This is a genomic window from Rhizobium sp. BK377, from assembly GCF_014193935.1.
Taxonomy (GTDB): Bacteria; Pseudomonadota; Alphaproteobacteria; order Rhizobiales; family Rhizobiaceae; genus Rhizobium.
The window spans coordinates 665,586-687,233 of the sequence record NZ_JACIAC010000001.1 but is presented as its reverse complement, the minus strand read 5'-3'; the positions used below and the strand labels follow the sequence as shown (position 1 = coordinate 687,233).

The following is a 21,648-nucleotide window of genomic DNA, read 5'->3' as shown; positions in this document are numbered from 1 at the left end:
CGCGGCTTGCGTCTTTTATCCTGCTGCGTCTCGGCCGTATTGCCGCGGCGAGCGCGCCATCACGCGCTTGAAGGCGGTACTGAAGGCACTTTCTGACTCATAGCCCAGCGAAAGCGCAATCGTTCCGATCGGCTCGCGACTGTTTGCCAGCCGCTCACCCGCCAGCATCATACGCCAGCGTGTGAGATAATCCATTGGCGCGCTGCCGACTTTTTCCTTGAAACGCTCGGCGAAGGAGGAACGCGACATGCCGGTCATCGCAGCAAGCTGCTGCAGTGTCCAGCGCCGCGCCGGCTCGGCATGCATGGCGCCGATCGCCATGCCGATCTGCCGGTCGGCGAGCGCGAAGAGCCAGCCCGTGCCCTCCGTCTCAGGTGCTGAAAGATAGAGCCGCAGGATCTGCATCAGCATGATATGCGCAAGATGTTCGGTCATCAGGAAGCCCCCGGGATGCCGGCCGCGCAGTTCCCGTGCCATCTGGTCGATGGCAAAACGCAAGACCGAGGCTTGCTCCGAATGCTGGCTGATATGGACAAGCGGCGGCAACATGCCGACAAGCAGGTCCGCGCCGACGCCGGCAAAGCCGAAGCGGCTGCCGACCAGGAAGAAGGCGCCGCCGCCGTTGCAGGTGGCAATCCCGTCCTTCGCATGCGCATAGATGTCATGGGCCGGGATCGTCGGCAGGCCGCGATCGCTCATCATCCGGAAGGGCCGGCTTTGCGTCAGCAGAAAACAATCGCCTTCCTCCAGCCGGATAGGTTCAGCGATACCATCCATCTCCAGCCAGCAACTGCCCGACAGCACGGCATTGAACTTGATGCCCTGCGGCGGCGGAAAATCGATCGCCCAGTCGCGACCGGCGTCGAGCCCGACCGAGACATAACTCTTGAGCTTTAACAGCGCCAGCACATCGGAGAGGGGATCCATGGAAACGGAACTCATGCGGAAATCCGGACGATCGCAAACATCTCATGGACTTTAACGCATAGATCGTATGGCCGCCACCGCATTAGTCTCCGACAGAAGCAAAAAGGAGACATCAATGGAAAACGCACAACACCCGATCGGCTCCGGGTTCGGCGCCCGTTCGACGGCCGACGACGTGCTCGCCGGCATCGACCTCACAGGCAAACTGGCAATCGTCACCGGCGGCCATTCCGGCCTTGGGCTGGAGACGACGAAGGCGCTGTCGCGGGCGGGCGCCCATGTGCTGGTCGGCGCGCGTCAGCCGGAAGCGGCGGCCAAGGCGCTCTCCGGCGTCGCCAATGTCGAGGTCGACAGGCTCGATCTTTCCAATCTCGAAAGTGTGCGGCAGTTTGCCGAGCGTTTCGTCGCTTCCGGCCGCAAGGCCGACATTATCATCAACAACGCTGGCATCATGGCCTGCCGTGAGACAAGGGTGGGTCCAGGCTGGGAGACGCAGTTCGCCACCAATCATCTCGGCCATTTCGCGCTCATCAACCGTCTCCGGCCGACAATTGCAAGGGGAGCCCGTGTGGTTGCCGTCTCCTCCGGTGCGCATGGCATCACGCCTATCCGCTGGAACGACATCCAGTTCTCGGAGGGTTATGACCGGTGGCAGGCCTATGGACAATCGAAGACCGCAAACGCACTCTTTGCGGTGCATCTCGACAGGCTGGGCAGGGATGCCGGCATACGCGCCTTCTCACTGCATCCCGGCAAGATCCTGACGCCGCTGCAGCGCCATTTGCAGAAAGAGGATATGGTCGCCGCCGGCTGGATCGATGCCGAGGGCAATGCCAACGACCCGAGTTTCAAGACCCCAGAACAGGGTGCCGCCACACAGGTCTGGGCTGCAACCTCGCCGCAGCTCGAAGGGCTCGGCGGCCTCTATTGCGCAGACTGTGATGTCGCTGTCATCTCGGATGACGGCGCCGAAACCAGCGTGCGCGCCTACGCCGTCGATCCCGACGAGGCGGCCCGGCTCTGGGCGCTCTCGGCGGAACTGACCGGTGTAGACGCCTTCGCTAGATCCTAGGCGTGGATGCCGGGCGCCTCGTAGCCGGTGCGCTCGACATATTCCGTGTAGCCGCCGCCATACTGGTGAATGCCATCGGGTGTCAGTTCCAGCACCCGGTTGGAAAGTGCTGCCAGGAAATGGCGATCGTGCGAGACGAAGAGCATCGTGCCCTCGAAGTCAGCGAGCGCCTTGATGAGCATTTCCTTGGTGTCGAGGTCGAGGTGGTTGGTCGGCTCGTCGAGCACGAGGAAGTTCGGCGGGTCGAACAGCATGTGGGCCATGACGAGGCGCGCCTTCTCGCCGCCGGACAGCACGCGGCAGCGCTTGTCGACATCATCACCCGAAAAGCCGAAGCAGCCGGCAAGCGCCCTCAGTGGCGCCTGGCCGGCAAGCGGAAAGGAATCTTCAAGCCATTCCAACACGGTGCGCTCGCCGTCCAGCAGATCCATGGCATGCTGAGCGAAATAGCCGAGCTTGACGCTGGCGCCTAGCGCCACGCTGCCGGCATCCGGTTCGGCCGTACCGGTCACCAGCTTCAGAAGCGTGGACTTGCCGGCGCCATTGACACCCATGATACACCAGCGCTCCTTGCGCCGCACCATGAAGTCCAGCCCTTCATAGATGGTGCGGCTGCCGTATTTCTTGTGCACATTCTTGAGATTGACGACATCTTCGCCCGAGCGCGGCGCCGGCTGGAATTCGAAAGCCACCGTCTGGCGGCGCTTCGGCGGCTCGACGCGCTCGATCTTTTCCAGCTTCTTGACGCGGCTCTGCACCTGCGAGGCATGGCTGGCACGCGCCTTGAAGCGCTCGATGAACTTGATTTCTTTGGCAAGCATCGCCTGCTGGCGCTCGAACTGCGCCTGCTGCTGCTTTTCGTTCTGTGCCCGCTGTTGTTCGTAGAAGCCGTAGTCGCCGGAATAGCTGTTGAGGGAGCCGGCATCGATTTCGATGATCTTGGTGACGATACGGTTCATGAACTCGCGGTCGTGCGAGGTCATCAAGAGCGCGCCCTCGTAGGTCTTCAGGAATTCCTCGAGCCAGATCAGGCTCTCGAGATCCAGATGGTTGCTCGGTTCGTCGAGCAGCATGACGTCCGGGCGCATCAGCAGGATGCGGGCGAGCGCCACGCGCATCTTCCAGCCGCCCGAGAGCGCGCCGACATCGCCGTCCATCATTTCCTGGCTGAAGCTCAAGCCGTCCAGGACCTCGCGTGCACGGCCTTCCAGCGCATAGCCATCCAGTTCCTCGTAGCGCGCCTGCACCTCGCCGTAGCGCTCGATGATCTGGTCCATCTCGTCCATACGATCCGGGTCGGACATGGCCGCTTCCAGCTCGCGCAGTTCCTCGGCAACGATGCTGACCGGGCCGGCGCCCTCCATCACCTCGGCAACCGCGCTGCGGCCGGACATTTCGCCGACATCCTGGTTGAAATAGCCGATGGTCACATGCTTTTCGACCGAGACCTGGCCTTCATCCGGCAGTTCTTCGCCGTTGATCATGCGGAAAAGCGTCGTCTTGCCGGCGCCGTTCGGACCGACGAGACCGATCTTTTCGCCGCGATTGAGGGCGGCTGTGGCTTCAATGAAGAGGATGCGGTGGCTGTTCTGCTTGCTGATATTTTCGATACGGATCATGTCTAACGCGGAAGCTTGGGAGAATTTTGGCGCCCTTATGCCACGGGTTCGCCGCCGTGTCGCAGGTTTTCCGCGTCAGCAAGCTGTGATCTTTGCAGCCTGTGTCCATTACGCACGACTGGAAATCGAGACATCCTTCCTTATTATCACCAAGGGGAGGTGCCTATGACCAACAAGATATCCGCCAAACCGGCAAAACCGGCAGAGCCCAAGCTGCTATTCGGCGGCAATCCGCAGATCGTCAAAGGCGAGGGCGATGGCCCGGTGCAGGCCTATATCGCCGCGATGCCCGGCTGGAAAAGTGATGTCGGCCGACGCCTCGATGCATTGATCATGCAAACCGTTCCCGATGCCCACAAGGCCGTCAAATGGAACTCGCCGTTCTACGGCGTGAAGGGCGACGGCTGGTTCCTCGGCATCCATTGCTACAACAAATATATCAAGGTCGCCTTCTTCCGCGGCGCTGCCTTGCAGCCTGTACCGCCAGAAGAATCCAGGACAGCGCAAACACGCTATTTCCACATCCACGAACAGGATGAGATTGACGAGGCGCAGTTTACATCATGGGTGAAACAGGCAAGCCTGCTGCCCGGCGAGAAAATGTAAGGAAGAGAGTCTGATGAAAGCCGCGACGACGAAAAAGGAAACCGAGAAGAAGGAAGCCTCTCCCTCCGAGCGCATCGATGCGAAGATCGAGGAGCTCGGCGACTGGCGCGGCCAAACGCTCGCCCGCATCAGGGCCATCATCCGCGAGGCTGACCCGGAGGTAGAGGAAACGTGGAAATGGCGCGGCGTCCCCGTTTGGGAACATGCCGGCATCATCTGCACCGGCGAAACCTATAAGGCGGTCGTCAAGCTGACCTTCGCCAAGGGCGCTTCCGTGGAAGACCCGTCCAACCTCTTTAATTCCAGCCTCGAAGGCAATACGCGCCGCGCGATCGATATTCACGAAGGGGAGGAGATTAATGAAGCGGCATTGAAGGCGTTGGTGCAGGCGGCAGTGGCGCTGAACACGGCGCGCAAACCGGCATCGAAGAAAGCGAGCGCCTAGTTTCGTGGGCGAAAGCGTCGATTCCTCGGGCCATCCTATGTGGGACGATGCGAGTTCACTTTCACTGAAACCCGATAAGACGGAGGCTCTCTTGAAGGGTTATCTTCCCTATCTGATCGGCGGACTGGCGGGAATGCTCGTCGCCATTCTCCTGTCCAGCCTGTTGGCGCTGACGGGAACGCCACAGCTCATCGTTTTCGCCCTGCTGCCGGCCGCCGGCGGTGCGGTCCTTGAACATCTCGTTCAGCGCCGCTCCGGCAATTCGTAGGAACCGATGGGGCGGCTGAAGGAAATCGTCATCGACTGCGATGTGCCCTCCCGCGTCGCCCGCTTCTGGGCCGCCGCACTCGATGGCTACGCGGTGCTGCCTTACGACGACGAGGAAATCGCCCGCCTTGCAGCGCTCGGCCTGACACCCGAGACCGACCCGGTGGTAATGGTGAAGGGGCCGGGCCCGCGCCTGTGCTTCCACCTTCGCCAAGGAGAGCGGCCCGCTCGCAACCGCGTTCATCTCGATATCGCTGCCGACGACCGGGTAAAAGAGGTCGCGCGCCTGATATCCCTGGGCGCGACCTTCGTGCGGGAGACGGCTGACTACACCGTGCTGAACGATCCCGAAGGCAACAATTTCTGTGTCACTTCCGACTAATCAGTCAACCTCAGCCGAGGAAATCGCGGATCGCAGCGGCAATCTCGTCCGCATGCGTTTCGAGCGCGAAGTGGCCCGTATCGAAGAACTTGATCGTGGCGTCGGGAATATCGCGGGCGAAGGCTTCCGCGCCCGGCGGCAGGAAGAAGGGATCGTTCTTGCCCCAAACGGCGAGGAAACGCGGCTTGTACGTGCGGAAATAGTCCTGGAAGGCAGGGTAGAGCGCCACATTGCTCTTGTAGTCGCCCATCAGATCGAGCTGTACGTCTTCCGCGCCCGGACGCGAGAGATAGAAATTGTCGAGCGAATAACCGTCGGGCGAAATCCTGGTCGTATCGGCAACGCCATGCGTATACTGCCAGATCGTCGTTTCCGGCCCGAGGAACGCCTTCAGCACGGCACGGTTTTCTGCGCTGGCGTCCTGCCAATAGGCCTGCACCGGGTTCCATGCATCGCTGAGGCCATCGACATAGGCATTGCCATTCTGCGAGATGATGCCCGTGATCCGCTCTGGGTGCTTCACAGCCAGGCGGAAGCCGGTCGGAGCGCCATAGTCGAAGACATAGACTGCGTAGCGATCGAAGCCGACGATCTCTGTGAAGTGGTCGATCGTGTCTGCAATGCTGTCGAAGCTGTTAACCGCGGGATCGTCCGACTGGCCGAAGCCTGGAAGGTCGGGTGCGATAATATGGTAACGGTCGGCCAGCAGCGGGATCAGATCGCGAAACATGTGGCCGGAGGTCGGGAAGCCATGCAGCAGCAGGAGCTTTTGCGCGCCTTTGGGGCCGGCCTCGCGATAGGCGATCTTGATGCCGTCGACGGTGGTGTTGCGGTAGCTGATCTTGGTCATCATGTTTCCTTCGGTTGAGGTGAGGGGCGATATGTCGGTCGTTCGGGTTGCGGGCCACTGTTGCCGCCGCTCGCGGATGACCTTCTTCTTCGTTTTCAGCTTGTAACTGTTTAAATCGATATAGAACGGTTACTCTCGAATAAAGTAACTTGTCAACGGCCTTTTGAGTGGTTACGTGTTAATCACGTTTCGAAAGAGGCTGCTTTCGATTGCAACCGGCAGCCGGAATAGGACCTGTGATGGCTAACCCCTCTCCCGCCCTTTTTCTGGGTGACGCACCGGCGCTGGATTTTCTGAACTCGGTGGCAACACCCGTCGATGTGCCTGTCGACTGGATCAAGGACGGGGAGGGGTTGCTGCGCTGGCTCGATCAGGCAAAGCTTGTCTCGCCGGAAACGCTGGAAGCCATGCGGGCTCAGGCGCTGCCGGGAGAATTGGACAAGGTCGCCGATCAAGCGAGGAACCTCCGCGAGTGGTTCCGGACCTTCGTCCGCGAGCACAAGGGAAAACGGTTGAAGCCCGGCGCCCTGGCCGAACTCGAACCGCTGAACCGCCTGCTGGAGCGCGACGAAGGCTATAGCCGCGTCGTGGTGCGGCAGACCGACGAAGGCGAGGCTTTCGAATTCCAGCCGATGCGCAAATGGCGCTCGCCGGAAGCATTGCTGCTGCCGGTCGGCGAGGCGCTCGGCCGCTTCGTCTGCACCGAGGATTTTTCCAATGTAAAAGCCTGCGAGGGACAGTCCTGCACCCTGCTGTTTGCCGACCACACGCGCGGTCACCGCAGGCGCTGGTGCAGCATGGCGCTCTGCGGCAACCGCGCCAAGCAGGCCGCACACCGCGACCGGATCAGGCAGGTCTAAAGGCCGCCGGAGCAGGCTGCCTAAGCATAAGTGACCCATCCCCTGAAGCTGAAGGCGGCGTAGAACAGGCTGACATCTGAAAAGCCTGCCGTGCGCAACATGGCCTCCTCTTCGTCGGGGGCGAGAATATGCAGCCTTTCCCGCACCGCCTTGCGTGCATTCTCCTGTCGGAAAGGGTCTGTTCCGTCAGGCGCGCCATAGGCGATATGGCGATCGATCCACAGCGATCGCTCCGGCTCGGTTTGCGGGAAGCTCATATGCGCAACAACAAAGGGGGCGCCGGCTCTCAGTCGGCGGCGAATTTGCAAAAGTATTTCAAGCCTCTGCTCGACGGGGACATGATGGAAAGTCAGCAGGCAAACGGCGGCGTCGAAAGGGCCTTCAGGCGCGGCATCGATGCCGCCCTGGTGAAAGCCGATACGGCTGCTATGTTCTCCGGCAACCTCCCGCGCCAATTGCAGCATGTCGGCGGAGGGGTCGACGCCATCAAAAGTCCAGCCCGCACGCGCCTCGGCAAAGGCCTTGAGTTCAAGCCCGCCGCCGGCGCCGAGCACGAGCACGCGACCATTGTCAGGCATCCGCTCCGCCATCAGCATTGCCGCCATCCGATGCAGGCTTGAAAAGCCGGGTACCTGCCGCGGCGGCCCTTTGAGATAGGATTTGACGGCATCGCCGGTAAAGGCAGATGCCGTCCTGCGAGAGGCGGGCGGACTGGGGTGATCGTCAATCTGCATGTAACTTTAGTTATTACATGACGCCCGGCCTGTCAATTTGCCGGCCTATTTCGCGAACCTGCGCGCTCCCGCCACACAGAGAATGACAGCCACCGTCACGGCGAGCATCGACCAGCTCACCGTTTCGCGCAGCAGCGTTGCAGCAAGCGCCAGGCCGAAAAAGGGCTGCAGCAGCTGCAGCTGACCGACGGCGGCGATACCGCCCTGCGCGAGGCCGCGATACCAGAAGATGAAGCCGATCAGCATGCTGAAGAGCGAGACATAGGCGAGCCCCAGCATGGCCGGCGTCTGGATCTCGGCAAAGCTCGGCGGCCGGTAGGCGATTGCTAGAACGATCATCACCGGCAGCGAAACCACCAGTGCCCAGGAGATCACCTGCCAGCCGCCGAGCTGGCGTGACAGTCGTGCTCCTTCTGCATAGCCAAGCCCGCAGACGATAACGGCGCCGAGCATCAGCGCATCGCCGATGGGCGAGGCGGTAAGCCCCTGCATCAGCGCAAAGCCCGCGACCAGCGCGCTGCCGAGCAGCGAGAAGAGCCAGAAAGCCGGCTTCGGGCGCTCGCCGCCCCTGATGACGCCGAAGATTGCGGTTGCGAGCGGCAGCAGGCCGATGAAGACGATCGAATGCGCCGAGGTCACATGCTGCAGAGCCAGCGCCGTCAGCAGCGGAAAGCCGACGACGACGCCGAGCGCGATGACAACGAGCGAAGTGAGATCCTGCCGCGAAGGCCGCTTTTCCCGGAAGGCGATCAGCAGGCAGAGCGCTAGGATACCGGCAATCGCCGCTCGCGCCACCGTGATGAACACTGGATCGAGCTGCATCACGGCCACACGCGTGGCCGGCAGCGATCCGCTGAAGATGAGCACGCCGATAAAACCATTGATCCATCCGGTCGTTGTGCGATCCATGTAGGCACTCCTTTGTTTGCCCCATGCTTATCCGCCGTTCGCACTGGCGCTGCCAGCCACGGTTCGATACAATTTGCCGAAACTGTTATGGTAAAGGAAGCAGTACGGATGGACGAACAGATACAAGCAGGCAGCCGGGTCGGCATGGTCATGACGACGATCCGCCAGCGTATTGCCGGCCGCAGCCTCACGCCCGGCGCCAGGCTGCCTTCGATCCGCAGCCTGTCGGGAACCTTGAAAGTCTCGGCCTCGACCGTGGTCGATGCCTATGAGCGGCTGGTCGCCGAAGGCGCGATCCTCTCCCGCCCCGGTTCCGGCTTCTATGTCGCCAGCCAGACAGCTCCGCTCTCGCTCGCCAATATCGGCCCGAAGCTCGACCGCGCCGTCGATCCCTTCTGGGTATCGCGACAATCGCTGGAGGCGCAGGAAAGCGACCTCAAACCGGGCTGCGGCTGGCTGCCGCCCGCATGGCTTCCCGAAGACGCGATCCGCCGGGCATTGCGATCACTGTCGCGCGCCGATGCCGCAAGCCTTTCCGATTACGGCTCGCCCCTCGGCCTCAAGCCGCTGCGTCAGCTGATTGCACGCCGCGCGGCGGAGCGCGGCATCGAGGCATCGCCGGATCAGGTCATGCTCACCGAATCCGGCACGCAGGCGATCGATTTTCTTTGCCGTTTCCTCATCGAGCCGGGCGATACCGTGCTGGTCGACGATCCCTGTTACTTCAACTTCCATGCATTGCTCAGAGCCCACCGCGCCAAGGTCGTCAGCGTCCCCTATACGCCCTCAGGCCCAGATATCGAGCTCTTCGCCGCAGCGCTTACCGAGCATCGGCCGCGCCTCTACATCACCAATTCGGCTATCCACAATCCAACCGGGGCCATGCTCTCGCCGGTCACGGCCCACCGGCTGCTCAAGCTTGCCGAGCAACACGGCCTCACCATCATCGAGGACGATATCTTCGCCGATTTCGAACTGACGCCGGCTCCGCGCCTTGCCGCCTTTGACGGCCTCGATCGCGTCATCCATATCGGCAGCTTTTCAAAGACGCTCTCGGCTGCCGCGCGCTGCGGCTTCATCGCGGCGCGACCGCAATGGATCGAGGGCCTGATCGACCTCAAGATCGCCACCTCCTTCGGCGGCGCCAGGCTGAATGCCGAGCTGGTGCTTGGTGTGCTCAGCGACGGCAGCTATCGCAAACATGCCGAGGGCCTGCGCAGCCGTCTTGCCAAGGTGATGTTCGAAGTGACGGCCCGCCTGAAGCCTCTGGGGATTCGCCCCTGGCTGGAGCCGCAGGCCGGCATGTTCCTCTGGTGTCACCTGCCGGATGGTCTGGATGCCGCGGCAGTCGCGCGTGCCGCACTTGCCCGGAATGTTGTCCTCGCCCCGGGCAACGCCTTCAGCCTGTCGCAATCGGCAACAGGCTTCATGCGCTTCAATGTCTCGCAGACGCTGGATGACAGGGTGTTTGTGGTGCTGCGGGACTCGCTCAGGCAGGCGGAATGGTCAGCTGAGTGATACGCTGTCGCATGCCAAATGTTTTGGGATGACAGGATCGCTACACAACAATATACAGTCAATCCAGGCCAGATCCTGCCGGCCTTGAGAATGGATTTTGGATCACACGTGAAAAACTGGCATCCCGACCTTACCCGCTCATCAAGCCCCCGTTACATGGCAATTGCCGATCTGATCGAAATGGATCTGCGAAGCGGCGTGCTCGCGGTGGGGGACCGGCTGCCGCCGCAGCGCGAGCTCGCCAAGCGCCTGAACATCGATTTCACCACGGTGGCGCGCGGTTATGTGGAGGCGCACAAGCGCGGCCTGGTGGATTCGCATGTCGGCCGCGGCACCTTCGTCACCGGCAGGCAGGACAGGGAGCGCCGCGGCTTCGCCTCCGATGCCGCGCCCGATCCGCGCCGCGCCTCCGTCGTCGATTTCTCCATGAACCTGCCGCCCGAGCCGGATGATCAGGATCTGATCGCCCGTATGCGCGAGGGCATGTCGGCGGTGGCAACCAATCTCATCCCGCTGCTACGCTACCAGGGTTTTGGAGGCTCGGGCATGGACAAGGAGGCGGCTGCCGCCTGGCTGAGCCGCCGCGGGCTGGTGCTCTCGCAGGAGCGCATCTTCGTGACACCCGGCGCCCATCCGGCGCTGCTCGCGATCTTCGGCCTGCTGGCCAAGCCTGGCGAGACCGTATTGTCGGAAAACATCACCTATCCCGGCATGCGCTCGATCGCCGCCCAGCTTCGCCTCAATCTCTCCGGCCTGCCGATGGATGAGGAGGGCATCCTGCCAGACGCCTTTGCCGAGGCCTGCGAGCGCCTGGCCCCGAAGGCCCTCTATCTCAATCCGACCCTGCAGAACCCCCTGACGCTGACCATTCCTGAAAAGCGCCGCGAGGAAATCGCCGCCGTCGCCCGCAAGTATCATGTGCCTGTCGTCGAGGACGATGCCTATGGCTTCATCCCGCTGCACGGTCCGCCGCCGCTGGCGGCCATCGCGCCCGACTTGGCCTGGCATATCGGCGGTCTCGCCAAATGCATCGGTGCCGGACTTCGCCTTGCCTACGTAGTGGCGCCTGACACCAAGGCGATCTGGCCCTTCGTCAGCGCCATGCGCACCAACAATGTCATGGCCTCGCCGATGACGGTGGCGCTGGCCACCCGCTGGATCGAGGACGGCACCGCGGACACGATCCTGCGCTTCATCCGGGCGGAAACGTCCGCGCGCCAGCAGATGGTGGCGAATATCCTGCCCAAGGGCAGCTACAGGGCCGATCCGATCAGCTTCAACATCTGGCTGCCGCTGACAAACGGCTGGACCCGCTCGACCTTCGGCAGCCACATGCGCTCCTCCGGCATTGGTGTGGTCGCAAGTGACGTTTTCACGGTCGAAGGTGCTGCCCCCGAAGCCGTGCGCGTCTGCCTCGGCGGGCCGATCGGTCGCGAGAGGCTGAAGGGCGCGCTGGACTTCATGGCGCATGCGCTTGAGGGGCCGCCGGAAATGTCGGCTTCGTTTTTCTGAACTGACGGCTTCAATTCAATAAAGACTCCGCCCCAAACCGCTCTCCACAAGGGGAGGGGCTTAACTTGCTGCGGCCGCTTCTCACTTCCTCAATGTTTCAAGCTGGGCGATACGGTGCCACGGGTTAGCCCCAGGGAGGGGTTTTGACGAGCGCGCAAATGCGCCCAGCAGCCGCAATTCTCCCGCCGTCACACGTCGCAAACCCAACGCGCAAATCCCTGCGTCATTCTGACGAATAGACTGGCAATCCGCTTTCAATGTAATTATATTGTATGCATACATTATGGGGCATTGAATGGATTAACCGATGCCCGGCAACGTCGAAAAGCGAGATCGCCATGGACACCGAATATCCTCCTCTCCCTCCGATGCAGACCGGCATCCGGGGCCGTTGCCCGCGCTGCGGACAGGGACATATGTTCAAGGGGTTCCTTGCGCTGCAGAAGGAATGCGAAGTCTGCGGGTTGGATTATTCCTTCGCCGATCCGGCCGATGGCCCGGCCTTCTTCGTGATCTGCTTCGCCTGCGTGCCGAGCGTGCTGCTCGGCGTCTGGCTGGAAGTTGCCTTCTCGGCGCCGCTCTGGGTCCAGCTGCTGGTCACTGGCCCCTTCATGTTCGCCACTTGTATTCCGCCACTGAGGCCGCTGAAGGGATGGCTGGTGGCAAGCCAGTATTTCTACAAGGCGGAAGAGGGCAAGCTCGCCTGACGTTCCGCATTGCAAGTGCCGCGCTCTGAAAAGCGCCTGATATGAATGCCGGGCCGTTCGAGTTCCTCGAACGGCTTTTTGCTGTGCGGATGCCCTCAAGCCAAAATGTCGCAGACGGCGTCTGCCGAAACCACTTGCATCAATTGTACTGATCGGTACAATGGAAAACGAAAGGTACAATCCAGTAACGGAGACAAGACATGCCCGCACCGCTTCCTCCCTTTACCCATGAAACCGCAATCCAGAAGGTCCGCCTTGCGGAAGACGGCTGGAACAGCCGCGATCCGCAGCGCGTCTCCCTCGTCTACACACCGGACAGCCAGTGGCGGAACCGCGCCGAATTCGTCACCGGTCGCGCCGAGATTGTCGCTTTCCTCACACGCAAGTGGGCGAAGGAGCTGGATTACCGCCTGATCAAGGAACTCTGGGCTTTCACCGACAATCGCATCGCCGTGCGTTTTGCGTACGAATGGCATGATGACAGCAACAACTGGTTCCGCTCCTATGGCAACGAGAACTGGGAATTCGACGCCGAGGGCTTGATGCAGCACCGTTTCGCCTGCATCAACGATCTGCCGATCAAGGAATCGGATCGCAAGTTCCACTGGCCGCTCGGCCGGCGGCCCGATAACCATCCGGGCCTTTCCGACCTCGGCCTTTGAGGCGCGAAGGTAAGGTGACGTGTGAAGACCGTTTATGAACGTGCCGATGTCGTGCCGCTGCTCGCAGAGATCTTCCGCGAGCTTGGCTACGAGGGCACGACACTCAGCCGCATTACCGAGCGCACCGGCATCGGCAAGGGCAGCCTCTATCACTTCTTCCCCGGCGGGAAAGAGGAGATGGCGGCCGCCGTCATTGCCGATGTCGACGGCTGGTTCGAACGCGCTATCTACGAGCCGTTGCGCCGTGACGATCCCGGGGCGGCGATCGATGCGATGTGGACGAATGTGATGGACTATTTCCGCTCCGGCAGCCGTGTCTGCCTCGTCGGTGCCTTTGCGCTGGACGAAACGCGCCAGCGCTTCTCGCCGGTCATCAGGAGTTATTTCGTCCGCTGGATCGAGGCGCTGCGCCAGGCGCTGGTCCGCGCCGACTGCTCCGAGGATGACGCACTTGCCGCGGCCGAAGAGGCCGTCTCCGGTATTCAGGGCGCACTGGTGCTCTCGCGGGCGCTGGATGACAAGGAAATGTTCCGCAGAACCCTGGACCGGCTGGCTGGCAGGCTGGCTGCGACGAAGCGTGGGGGATAAGTCGTGGCCGCTGCGATGGCAGGAGCACGAGTGCCGGCAACGCGGGGAGCAGCGGGTGAGGGGTCCAGGACGTTCTCACCCGTCATGATTGTGTTCAAGCGTCGTTCTGGGAGGGCATGCGGACCGGGCGCGGATTCTCGCGCTGCGTGCGTACCTGGCGCCACTCGTTTTCCATCTGGTCGACGACGTGCTGGGGGATCTTGGTCGGAGTTTCTGCGGTGGTCTGCATCGTATACCTCTGTTCCTCAGCAAGGGTGTGCTTACGGATTGATGCATTGCACAACAAAAACTGCGTGTAAATCGACCCCGGTCACACTTGAAACGATTAAAAAAAATTCAATCGATTAAGCCGGCATTAACCACAGCGGGCCTTAGAGAAGCGTATCATGACTGCCTCACTCGATCGGCAATTCTTCTTCGACATGGTGCAGCATGCGCTGTTCAAGGATAACCTCGCGCCGGCCCAGATCGAAGGCATGAATGCGATCCTCGACTACTGGGACGCGAATTTGGCCACTGCTGATCGGCGCTGGCTGGCCTATATTTTGGCCACCGCATTTCATGAGACCGCTTACACGATGCAGCCTGTGCGCGAGACATTGGCAACGAGCGATTCGCGCGCCATCGAGATCCTCGAAACCGCCTTCGCGTCCGGCCGGCTCTCCTGGGTGAAGTCGCCTTACTGGCGAGCGGACGAGGACGGCAAGTGCTGGCTCGGCCGCGGGCTGGTGCAGCTCACCCACAAGCGAAACTACGAGGCGATGAGCGACGTGACAGGCATCGATCTCGTCGCCGAGCCCGATCGCGCCATGGAAATGACGCCGGCTGTGACGATCCTGATCGAAGGCATGCTACGCGGCAGCTTCACCGGTCATCGGCTTTGCGATCAACTCAATGAAGAGCGGGAAGACTGGGTCAATGCCCGCCGCATCGTCAACGGCACCGACAGGGCGGAAAAGCTTGCCGAATATGGACGGGCTTTCCTCACGGCGATCCGCCCGCATCCAGCTCTTTGGACGTAGGGTATAGGCTTGACGCGGCATTGTGGCCCGGTTGATGGCCCAGGCTGCGCGTGTTATCGCCCGGGTCAAGCTTATAAAGCTCAATCCAGAGAACTGCCACAGGAGTGTCCCGCGTGATCCGCCATATCGTCTTCTTCACCGTGCCGGAGGAAAACCGCGATGCTGTGCGCAAGGGGCTATCGATACTGACGGGCATACCGCACGCGCTGAAGTTGGAAATCGGCGAAAACGTCAAGGTGGACCAGTGGGGCAACGCGATCGATTTTGTCGTCTATGGAGAATTCGAAAGCGAGGAAACGCTCGCCGCCTACAAGGCGCATCCCGATTATGACCTTTCCACCCGCACAGTAAAACCGCTCCGCGATACCAGGGTCGCCGCCGATTTCGATAGTGAACAGGCGGTTACCAGGCCCCTGCAGGACTGACGATGGCTGTTGTGCCCGCCATTCATCCGTAGCAATTACAGCTGTAGCTCAATGCTGTTCTCAATGCGCCTGGTCGACTACCCAGTTCGCCGGCCCGCGAAATTCGATGCCATATCGGTCGCCAAGCTGCAGTAACCGATCCATGTGCTCGGGTAGCCGTGGGGCCTGTGCAGCCGCCTCGACAAAGAATTCCTCCATGCCGCCGGGTGTCAAGATTGTCAGGTTACGTCCCGGCGAGGTGCTGGCGACGCGAAAAGTATGTGCTACGCCGCGGGGCAGGAAGATAGAGTTGCCGGGGCGTACCAGGACGACTTCGCCATTCATCCAAAATTCATAGTCGCCCTCGATCACATGGATCACTTCGTCCTCATTGTGATGAATGTGGACAGGCGGCCCGCCACCTGCAGGCACGATACTTTCAAAAACTCCGACGATTCCGCCGCTTTCGAACCTTCCGACATTGATGGTGTAAGTTGTGCCCATCCAAGTAACAGTGCGTATGTTTTCCGCAGCGACGCTCATCGTCATTTCCCTCCAAAGTGTTATTGACTAGAATTCTGTGCTGCTGTCGATCATTATCCCCGGGCGTAGCCCTAAGGAAATCTAATGATCATATAAGGGATATTGATCCCGTGAATTTCGCCGCCCTCGATCTAAACCTGCTGCGCGTATTCGACGCCATGATGGCCGAACTTTCGACGGTGAGAGCCGGCGAGCGTGTCGGCTTGTCCCAGCCGGCCGTGAGCTCGGCGCTCGGAAGACTGCGCGCCCTGCTGGATGACGAATTGTTCGTCCGCGAGGGCAATCAGATGATGCCAACCGCCCGCGCGTTCGAGCTGGGCGAACCCATCCGGCAAGCACTGGCAGGAATGGAAGCGGCATTGGCGACGACCATTGCTTTTGATCCCGCCACGTCGACCCGGTCGTTCATGTTGGTTGGTTCGGATTATTTCTCCACGCTGCTGATGCCACCCCTTGCTGCCCGTGTTGCCGAAGCGGCACCCTCCATCACTCTCCAGATGATAGATCATCCCTCATCTGAGGTTTTCGAAATGCTGCGTGATGGAAGAGCGGACATCGTTATCGATCGATCGCTCGCACCGCCCGATTGGGTCGGGAGCCGCAAGGTCCTCCGATCTTGGCTGGTATGCATCGCAAAACGGGGGCACTCGCATCTCGCCCGTCGCGGTATTCGTCCAGGAGACGCAATACCGGTGGATGTCTTTTGCGACCTCCCTCACGTTCTCCGCTCAGCCGATGGTAGCAAGGTCGGCACGATTGATCCGGCACTCGCGCGCCTTGGCCTGTCCCGACGTGTCATGATCACGGTGCCGCATTTCCAGGCGGTCGCCCTTGCCGTGGAAGCGAGCGAAATGCTCGGAAGCATTCCGGTTCACTTTGCCGGTATGTTGACCGACCGGCTAAGCATCGACGTGTTCATGCCACCGATGGATTCGCCGAAAATGGACGTGACCATGTATTGGCTCCGCCGCTTCGACCGCGATCCAGGAAGTGCCTGGATCCGGGATCAGATCGCCGCTGTCCTCGCTGCGCTGGAGCGGCGTTCAGTCCCATCATTGCCCGGTCCCCTGCCGATACACCCGGAAGATTGATCGCGCGCCAAATTGCTTGCAGCGACAAGGTTTCAACAGGGCCGGCTGGAGGGGTGAGCGTCCGGTGATGCGGCTGGCGGCTGGTATGGCACAGCAGCGAGGCGGGCCGCCATAGCCGGTGGCGCGCCAGCAGTGCCTCGCTAAGTCATTGATCCTGAATAAGTGTTCCACCTAGCGACAAAAATCTCAAATAATTCGAGTTCGGCAAAGTCGCTTTCTGTTTTCGAAATTCTTTACGCGAAGATTTGAGGATAAGTGAAACACTTATTCAGGATCAATGACTTAGGCAAAAACACGGCATTAAAGGCTCAGTTTGAAAATTCTTATTCAGGTTCAAATAGATAGCGAAAAGCCTGGAAACGACGCCGGTAGCAGATGAATCTATCTGTGAAGGACCGGAAGCAGCTCTTTAGAAAAAAGCTGCAAATGATTCAAAAGTTTGACGGATTGGCAGCGCTCGATCCGCTCCTGTTCAGGCTGGCTGCACGCTCGGCCTCGCGCCGCGCACCAGCGCCATCAGCATCAGTACGAAAACCATTGCAATGGCCGCAAGCACTGCGCAGGTGATGATTGTCGGGCCGGCGCCGGCACGGTCGAGGATGGCGGTGAAGATGACGGGTGCGATGGCATTGGCGAGGTTCTGCGGCATCGACAGGCGGGCAGCCTGCAGCCCATATTCCTTGGCCGAAAAGAGGGCGAGCGGCAGCAGCGCCCGGGCAACCGCCAGCACCCCGGAGCCGAAACCATAGAGCAGCACGAAGGTGATGAGCAACGGCATCGACGGCGAAACGAGGAAGAGCATCAGGAAGCTGAACAGCATCAGGCTGACGCCCATAATCGATGTCAGGATCGGATTGCCGCGCCTGCCGAGCAGCATGTCGAGTGCGCGCGCCGAAATGCCGATAACGCCGCGGGCCGAACCGAGCTGCAGCGCAAGCGCTGGCGATGCGCCGGTCTGACGGAAGATTTCGAGCAGCGATGGTGAAACGCCGAAGGTGATGAAGGTGCAGAGCGTAGTGGAGACGGCAATCAGCAGAAAGGCCTTACGGCGGTCGGCCGGCGATAGCGCCACTGGCGGCGTTTCGGCGGCAGCCCCCTGCGTATGGCTGGCCACCGGTTTCGGCAGACCGAAGAGATGCAGCGGCAGGCAGACGAAGAATTGCAGGCCGGCACTGACGACAAAAGTGATGCGCCAGCCGAAACTTTCATTGAGCAGCGTCAGGATCGGCCAGAAGATGGTCGCCGAAAGACCCGTAAACAGCATCAGGATGGCGATGACGCGCTTGCCGTTCACGCCCTCGCGTTCGACAACGGCGGTATAGCAGGGCGCAGAAAGGCCGAGCGCGCCGCCGATCCCGATAACGACCCAGGCAATGGCATAGACGATGATGTTGGTCGTGGCGGCAAGCAGCAGCAAGCCAGTCGCAAAGGTGACCGACGACGCGGCCAGCACCTTGGCTGCGCCGTAGCGGCCGAGCCAGCGCCCGGTGGTGGGACCGGCGAAGGCGCTGACCACCATCATGATGGTCAGCCCGGCAAAGATCGCTTCATTTGGAAGCCCGAGCGAAGGCGCGATCACCCGGCCCATGACACCGAGCATATCGAAGGTGGTGCCCCAGCCGATAAGCTGGGTGACGGCGAGCACACCAACCGTCTGTGCCGTACGGAGCGAAAATGATTTTTGCATTGATTCTGGATACGCAGCCAATGAAGGTAGCCGAGCGATAGCAGTTTCAACCTAATGGTGAAAGGCTCGGTCGAACAAGTCCGGTGCAGATTTAACAGAGGGTGGGATTTTCGCGGCAATGGAAGGCGTTGACGGCATTTTCCGTCCATCGTTCGGAAATCAGATATATTTCGCGCAATAGTCGAGAATTGTTCTAAAAACCCTGTGTTACCGTGCATTCATTTGCCATTCAGGTCACGTGAGTACATATTTGGGGCAAGTTGGCATTACATTGAAAGCACAGCACATGGCCTCTCCTCTGAGCGTCGCAGTATTGGCCGCCGGCCTGGCGGTTTCGGCGCCCTCACCGGACGATACACACACGCTTGTCCTGCGTGTGGCGGGCGATTGCAGCGCCGCAGCCCAGCAGGTCGTGGACGAGACGGGCGGCCAGCTTCTTTCCGTGCAGCCGGTTGGCAATACCTGCATCATAACCGTTCTCGTTCAGGGTAATGGCCAGCGTCCGCGCAAGGTGACGGTAAAGGTTCCGATGTAAGCGGAATCGGCTTATTCATGGTTCCAGTGATTTGCAGCGGAAGAAGGCCAAGCGATGCGCATTCTGGTAGTCGAAGACGACGTCAATCTGAACCGGCAGCTGAGCGACACGCTGAAAGAGGCGGGATACGTCGTCGATCAGGCGTTCGACGGTGAGGAGGGACACTTCCTCGGCGATACCGAACCCTATGACGCCATCATCCTCGACATTGGCCTGCCCGAATTGGACGGCGTCACGGTGCTCGAAAAATGGCGCGGCGCCGGCCGCACGATGCCGGTTCTGATCCTGACTGCCCGCGACAGGTGGAGCGACAAGGTTGCCGGTATCGATGCCGGCGCCGACGACTATGTGACCAAGCCCTTCCATGTCGAAGAAGTGCTCGCCCGCATCCGCGCGCTCATCCGCCGCGCCGCCGGCCACGCCTCCTCGGAAATCGTCTGCGGCCCGGTGCGGCTCGACACAAAGAGCTCGAAGGCAATCGTCAACGGCGTGGCGCTGAAGCTCACCTCGCACGAATACCGGCTGCTTGCCTATCTCATGCATCACATGGGCGAGGTTGTTTCTCGCACGGAGCTCGTCGAGCATATGTACGATCAGGATTTCGACCGCGATTCCAATACGATCGAAGTCTTCGTCGGCCGCCTGCGCAAGAAGATGGGTGTCGATCTGATCGAAACGGTGCGCGGGCTCGGTTACCGCATCCAAGCGCCGACCAATGCGAATTAAGTCGCTCACCGCACGCGTGCTGCTTCTGACCACGGTCTGGTCGACAGTGGCGCTGGTGGTGATCGGCCTTTTGATCTCGACACTCTATAGACGCAGCGCCGAACGCGGCTTTCAGGACCTGCTGCGTGCGCAGCTCTACAACGTTATCAATTCCGTGACGATCGGCGATCAGGGCGCGCTGTCCGGCAGTCCCCAGCTCGGCGACCTGCGCTTCGCCCAGCCGAAGACAGGGTGGTACTGGGTGGTCGAGCCGCTCGGCACCTATACGACAGCGCCGCTCGTCTCGCCGTCGTTGGGTTCCGCGACTATCCCCGTGCTGTCGGTCGTCGAGGCGCCCTTCGACAAAAACTACGAGCGCTATTATCAAGTGATGGATGCCTCCGGTAACCGCGTGCAAGTGGCAGAAACGGAAGTCGTGCTCGACACCGATGGCCGTGCCGCCCGCGTCCGTGTGACAGGCAATGTCGATGTCGTGGAAGACGATGTCCGCAACTTCTCTCACCGGCTCTATCTGGCGCTCGCAGGCTTCGGTGTCGGCAGTCTCATCGTCAATGCGCTCGCCATTCTCTATGGCCTCAGACCGCTGGATAAGGCCCGCGCAGCCCTTGAGCGTATCCGCGCCGGCGAAAGCGAGCAGCTGAAGGGCGATTTCCCCCGTGAAATCCTGCCGCTTGCCAACGAGGTCAACGCGCTGATCGACAGCAATCGCCGCATCGTCGAGCGGGCGCGCATGCAGGTTGGCAATCTTGCCCACTCCCTGAAGACGCCGATTGCCGTGCTGCTCAATGAAGCGCGCGTGCTCGAAAGGTCGCATGGCGATCTCGTGCGCAATCAGGCCGAGGCCATGCAGGGCCAGGTGCAATCCTACCTCAACCGCGCGCGCATTGCCGCCCAGCGTGAATCCGTGCTTGCGCGTACCGATGCCGAACCGGCACTGGAACGATTGGTGCGCGTCATGCGCCGCCTAAACGTCGAAACCGAATTCGAGCTGATCGTCCAGCCGCCGCATCTGGCCGTCGCCATGGAGCAGCAGGACCTCGAGGAGACGGTCGGCAATCTTCTGGAAAACGCCGCCCGTTTTGCCAAGAGCAAGGTGCGTCTCTCGGCCGTCGAAGCCGGTGATGACGTGAAGGGAATAGAGGCAAGTCCCCGCAAGCATTGGGTGGAACTTGCCGTCGAGGACGACGGCCCCGGACTGGAACCCGACCAGATCCGCGAGGCGCTGAAGCGCGGGCGTCGGCTGGACGAGAGCAAGCCCGGTACCGGCCTCGGCCTCTCGATCGTCACGGAGATTTCCAACGAGTACCAGGGCCGTCTGGAGCTCACGCGCGGGGAGTGGGGCGGGCTGAAAGCCAAGCTTATCCTGCCGGGTGTGACAAAGGATGTTGCATGAGCAACTGCTTGATGTCACAAAGATAGTGGCAAATGTATAGCATGCATTGCCTTAATGCTGACACGGGGACACTGCACTTCGATCGGCTCAACTGACACCCCTGATCGTGGTTCGATTGCAATGACTCTACGTTGGCAAGGCATGATCGTTTCTTCCCTGGTTGTCGCCATTGCGCTCTCTGGCTGCACGACGACGAAGGGCGCCGCTACGCGCGGTCTTTTTGGCGGCGGCAAACCCCCGGCTTCGGCTGCGTTCATCGCGGCATTGCAGGGCGGCATCGTCGCCCGCACCGGCGTGGAGCTTGGTGACAGTGACAAGCAGCGGGCACTGGAAGCGGAATACCGGGCGCTCGAAGGCGCTGCCGTCGGCCAGCCGGTCACCTGGACCGGACACAGCGCCAAGGGCAGTGTCGTGGCGGCAGCACCCTATCAGGTCGGCTCGCAGAACTGCCGACAATACACCCATACGGTGACGGTCGACGGCAAGGATACGCTGGCGCGCGGTGCCGCCTGTCGCAACGAAAACGGTACCTGGTCGCCACTCGGCTGAACTCTCTTGCTCGTTATCCTTGCGGCCAAAAGCCTCAAAT

Annotated in this window: 26 protein-coding genes; 18 read left to right on the top strand and 8 right to left on the bottom strand. The window is 61.0% G+C overall.

Annotation, left to right across the window (positions count from 1 at the left end; translation table 11 throughout):
- Positions 1 to 15 precede the first annotated feature (15 nt).
- Positions 16 to 927, bottom strand: a complete 912-nt coding sequence (locus FHT92_RS03405; protein WP_183823811.1) for an AraC family transcriptional regulator — start codon at positions 925 to 927, stop codon at positions 16 to 18.
- A gap of 115 nt (positions 928 to 1,042) precedes the next feature.
- Here FHT92_RS03405 and FHT92_RS03400 point away from each other — a divergent pair, with 115 nt between their 5' ends.
- Positions 1,043 to 1,999, top strand: coding sequence for an SDR family NAD(P)-dependent oxidoreductase (locus FHT92_RS03400; RefSeq protein WP_183822521.1), 957 nt, complete (start codon positions 1,043 to 1,045; stop codon positions 1,997 to 1,999).
- Here the strand turns inward: FHT92_RS03400 and FHT92_RS03395 are convergent.
- Positions 1,996 to 3,618, bottom strand: a complete 1,623-nt coding sequence (locus tag FHT92_RS03395) for an ABC-F family ATP-binding cassette domain-containing protein (RefSeq protein ID WP_183822520.1) — start codon at positions 3,616 to 3,618, stop codon at positions 1,996 to 1,998. The genes FHT92_RS03400 and FHT92_RS03395 overlap by 4 nt on opposite strands.
- 165 nt (positions 3,619 to 3,783) lie before the next feature.
- Here FHT92_RS03395 and FHT92_RS03390 point away from each other — a divergent pair, with 165 nt between their 5' ends.
- The 4 genes from FHT92_RS03390 (at position 3,784) to FHT92_RS03375 (ending at position 5,318) form a co-directional block, all read left to right on the top strand.
- A complete protein-coding gene (locus FHT92_RS03390; RefSeq protein ID WP_183822519.1) occupies positions 3,784 to 4,224 on the top strand; it encodes a DUF1801 domain-containing protein in 441 nt (146 codons plus the stop codon).
- A 10-nt stretch (positions 4,225 to 4,234) separates the two neighbouring features.
- Positions 4,235 to 4,669 (top strand): DUF1801 domain-containing protein, encoded by a 435-nt coding sequence (locus FHT92_RS03385; protein ID WP_409527142.1) that lies wholly within the window; start codon positions 4,235 to 4,237, stop codon positions 4,667 to 4,669.
- Positions 4,670 to 4,760: 91 nt separating this feature from the next.
- Positions 4,761 to 4,937: a hypothetical protein gene (locus FHT92_RS03380; RefSeq protein WP_183822517.1), complete on the top strand. Its 177-nt coding sequence runs from the start codon at positions 4,761 to 4,763 to the stop codon at positions 4,935 to 4,937.
- A 6-nt stretch (positions 4,938 to 4,943) separates the two neighbouring features.
- Positions 4,944 to 5,318 carry a VOC family protein gene (locus FHT92_RS03375; RefSeq protein WP_183822515.1) on the top strand — a complete coding sequence of 125 codons (375 nt, stop codon included), beginning with the start codon at positions 4,944 to 4,946 and terminating at the stop codon, positions 5,316 to 5,318.
- A gap of 10 nt (positions 5,319 to 5,328) precedes the next feature.
- On the opposite strand, the gene FHT92_RS03370 is transcribed toward FHT92_RS03375, so the two are convergent.
- Positions 5,329 to 6,168, bottom strand: a complete 840-nt coding sequence (locus FHT92_RS03370; protein ID WP_183822513.1) for an alpha/beta fold hydrolase — start codon at positions 6,166 to 6,168, stop codon at positions 5,329 to 5,331.
- A 239-nt stretch (positions 6,169 to 6,407) separates the two neighbouring features.
- Between FHT92_RS03370 and FHT92_RS03365 the strand changes: the two genes are divergently transcribed.
- Positions 6,408 to 7,028: an ABATE domain-containing protein gene (locus tag FHT92_RS03365; protein ID WP_183822511.1), complete on the top strand. Its 621-nt coding sequence runs from the start codon at positions 6,408 to 6,410 to the stop codon at positions 7,026 to 7,028.
- 20 nt (positions 7,029 to 7,048) lie between these two features.
- On the opposite strand, the gene FHT92_RS03360 is transcribed toward FHT92_RS03365, so the two are convergent.
- Positions 7,049 to 7,762, bottom strand: a complete 714-nt coding sequence (locus tag FHT92_RS03360; RefSeq protein WP_183822509.1) for a class I SAM-dependent methyltransferase — start codon at positions 7,760 to 7,762, stop codon at positions 7,049 to 7,051.
- Between the two features lie 45 nt (positions 7,763 to 7,807).
- Positions 7,808 to 8,671, bottom strand: coding sequence for a DMT family transporter (locus FHT92_RS03355; protein WP_183822507.1), 864 nt, complete (start codon positions 8,669 to 8,671; stop codon positions 7,808 to 7,810).
- An 87-nt stretch (positions 8,672 to 8,758) separates the two neighbouring features.
- Between FHT92_RS03355 and FHT92_RS03350 the strand changes: the two genes are divergently transcribed.
- The 5 genes from FHT92_RS03350 to FHT92_RS03330 all read left to right on the top strand — a co-directional run bounded on the left by FHT92_RS03350 (position 8,759) and on the right by FHT92_RS03330 (position 13,658).
- Positions 8,759 to 10,189, top strand: coding sequence for a PLP-dependent aminotransferase family protein (locus FHT92_RS03350; protein ID WP_183822505.1), 1,431 nt, complete (start codon positions 8,759 to 8,761; stop codon positions 10,187 to 10,189).
- 108 nt (positions 10,190 to 10,297) lie between these two features.
- Positions 10,298 to 11,701: a PLP-dependent aminotransferase family protein gene (locus FHT92_RS03345; RefSeq protein ID WP_183822503.1), complete on the top strand. Its 1,404-nt coding sequence runs from the start codon at positions 10,298 to 10,300 to the stop codon at positions 11,699 to 11,701.
- A 338-nt stretch (positions 11,702 to 12,039) separates the two neighbouring features.
- Positions 12,040 to 12,408 carry a DUF983 domain-containing protein gene (locus FHT92_RS03340; RefSeq protein ID WP_183822501.1) on the top strand — a complete coding sequence of 123 codons (369 nt, stop codon included), beginning with the start codon at positions 12,040 to 12,042 and terminating at the stop codon, positions 12,406 to 12,408.
- A gap of 200 nt (positions 12,409 to 12,608) precedes the next feature.
- Positions 12,609 to 13,070 (top strand): nuclear transport factor 2 family protein, encoded by a 462-nt coding sequence (locus FHT92_RS03335; protein ID WP_183822499.1) that lies wholly within the window; start codon positions 12,609 to 12,611, stop codon positions 13,068 to 13,070.
- Between the two features lie 21 nt (positions 13,071 to 13,091).
- Positions 13,092 to 13,658 (top strand): TetR/AcrR family transcriptional regulator, encoded by a 567-nt coding sequence (locus FHT92_RS03330; RefSeq protein WP_183822497.1) that lies wholly within the window; start codon positions 13,092 to 13,094, stop codon positions 13,656 to 13,658.
- Between the two features lie 94 nt (positions 13,659 to 13,752).
- On the opposite strand, the gene FHT92_RS29605 is transcribed toward FHT92_RS03330, so the two are convergent.
- Positions 13,753 to 13,887 (bottom strand): hypothetical protein, encoded by a 135-nt coding sequence (locus FHT92_RS29605; protein ID WP_281413009.1) that lies wholly within the window; start codon positions 13,885 to 13,887, stop codon positions 13,753 to 13,755.
- Positions 13,888 to 14,044: 157 nt separating this feature from the next.
- Between FHT92_RS29605 and FHT92_RS03325 the strand changes: the two genes are divergently transcribed.
- Both FHT92_RS03325 and FHT92_RS03320 read left to right on the top strand, forming a co-directional pair.
- The gene (locus tag FHT92_RS03325) at positions 14,045 to 14,680 is read left to right on the top strand and encodes a hypothetical protein (protein WP_183822495.1); all 636 of its coding nucleotides are present in this window, start codon (positions 14,045 to 14,047) and stop codon (positions 14,678 to 14,680) included.
- A 113-nt stretch (positions 14,681 to 14,793) separates the two neighbouring features.
- Positions 14,794 to 15,105, top strand: a complete 312-nt coding sequence (locus tag FHT92_RS03320; protein WP_183822493.1) for a Dabb family protein — start codon at positions 14,794 to 14,796, stop codon at positions 15,103 to 15,105.
- A 60-nt stretch (positions 15,106 to 15,165) separates the two neighbouring features.
- Here the strand turns inward: FHT92_RS03320 and FHT92_RS03315 are convergent, their stop codons facing one another.
- Positions 15,166 to 15,627 carry a cupin domain-containing protein gene (locus tag FHT92_RS03315; RefSeq protein ID WP_183822491.1) on the bottom strand — a complete coding sequence of 154 codons (462 nt, stop codon included), beginning with the start codon at positions 15,625 to 15,627 and terminating at the stop codon, positions 15,166 to 15,168.
- A gap of 110 nt (positions 15,628 to 15,737) precedes the next feature.
- Here FHT92_RS03315 and FHT92_RS03310 point away from each other — a divergent pair, with 110 nt between their 5' ends.
- On the top strand, positions 15,738 to 16,718 hold the full coding sequence (locus FHT92_RS03310; RefSeq protein ID WP_183822489.1) for a LysR family transcriptional regulator: 981 nt from the start codon (positions 15,738 to 15,740) through the stop codon (positions 16,716 to 16,718).
- A gap of 472 nt (positions 16,719 to 17,190) precedes the next feature.
- Here FHT92_RS03310 and FHT92_RS03305 read toward each other — a convergent pair whose 3' ends face one another.
- Positions 17,191 to 18,405, bottom strand: coding sequence for an MFS transporter (locus FHT92_RS03305; RefSeq protein ID WP_183744625.1), 1,215 nt, complete (start codon positions 18,403 to 18,405; stop codon positions 17,191 to 17,193).
- 286 nt (positions 18,406 to 18,691) lie between these two features.
- On the opposite strand from FHT92_RS03305, the gene FHT92_RS03300 reads away from it, so the two are divergent.
- The 4 genes from FHT92_RS03300 (at position 18,692) to FHT92_RS03285 (ending at position 21,608) form a co-directional block, all read left to right on the top strand.
- Positions 18,692 to 18,940, top strand: a complete 249-nt coding sequence (locus tag FHT92_RS03300) for a hypothetical protein (RefSeq protein WP_183744622.1) — start codon at positions 18,692 to 18,694, stop codon at positions 18,938 to 18,940.
- Between the two features lie 54 nt (positions 18,941 to 18,994).
- Positions 18,995 to 19,666 (top strand): response regulator transcription factor, encoded by a 672-nt coding sequence (locus tag FHT92_RS03295; protein WP_183744619.1) that lies wholly within the window; start codon positions 18,995 to 18,997, stop codon positions 19,664 to 19,666.
- A complete protein-coding gene (locus FHT92_RS03290; protein WP_183744617.1) occupies positions 19,656 to 21,059 on the top strand; it encodes a sensor histidine kinase in 1,404 nt (467 codons plus the stop codon). Before FHT92_RS03295 ends, FHT92_RS03290 begins: the two co-directional genes overlap by 11 nt.
- 120 nt (positions 21,060 to 21,179) lie before the next feature.
- Entirely contained in the window at positions 21,180 to 21,608 is a 429-nt protein-coding gene (locus FHT92_RS03285) for a hypothetical protein (RefSeq protein ID WP_183744614.1), read from the top strand.
- The last annotated feature ends 40 nt before the right edge of the window (positions 21,609 to 21,648 follow it).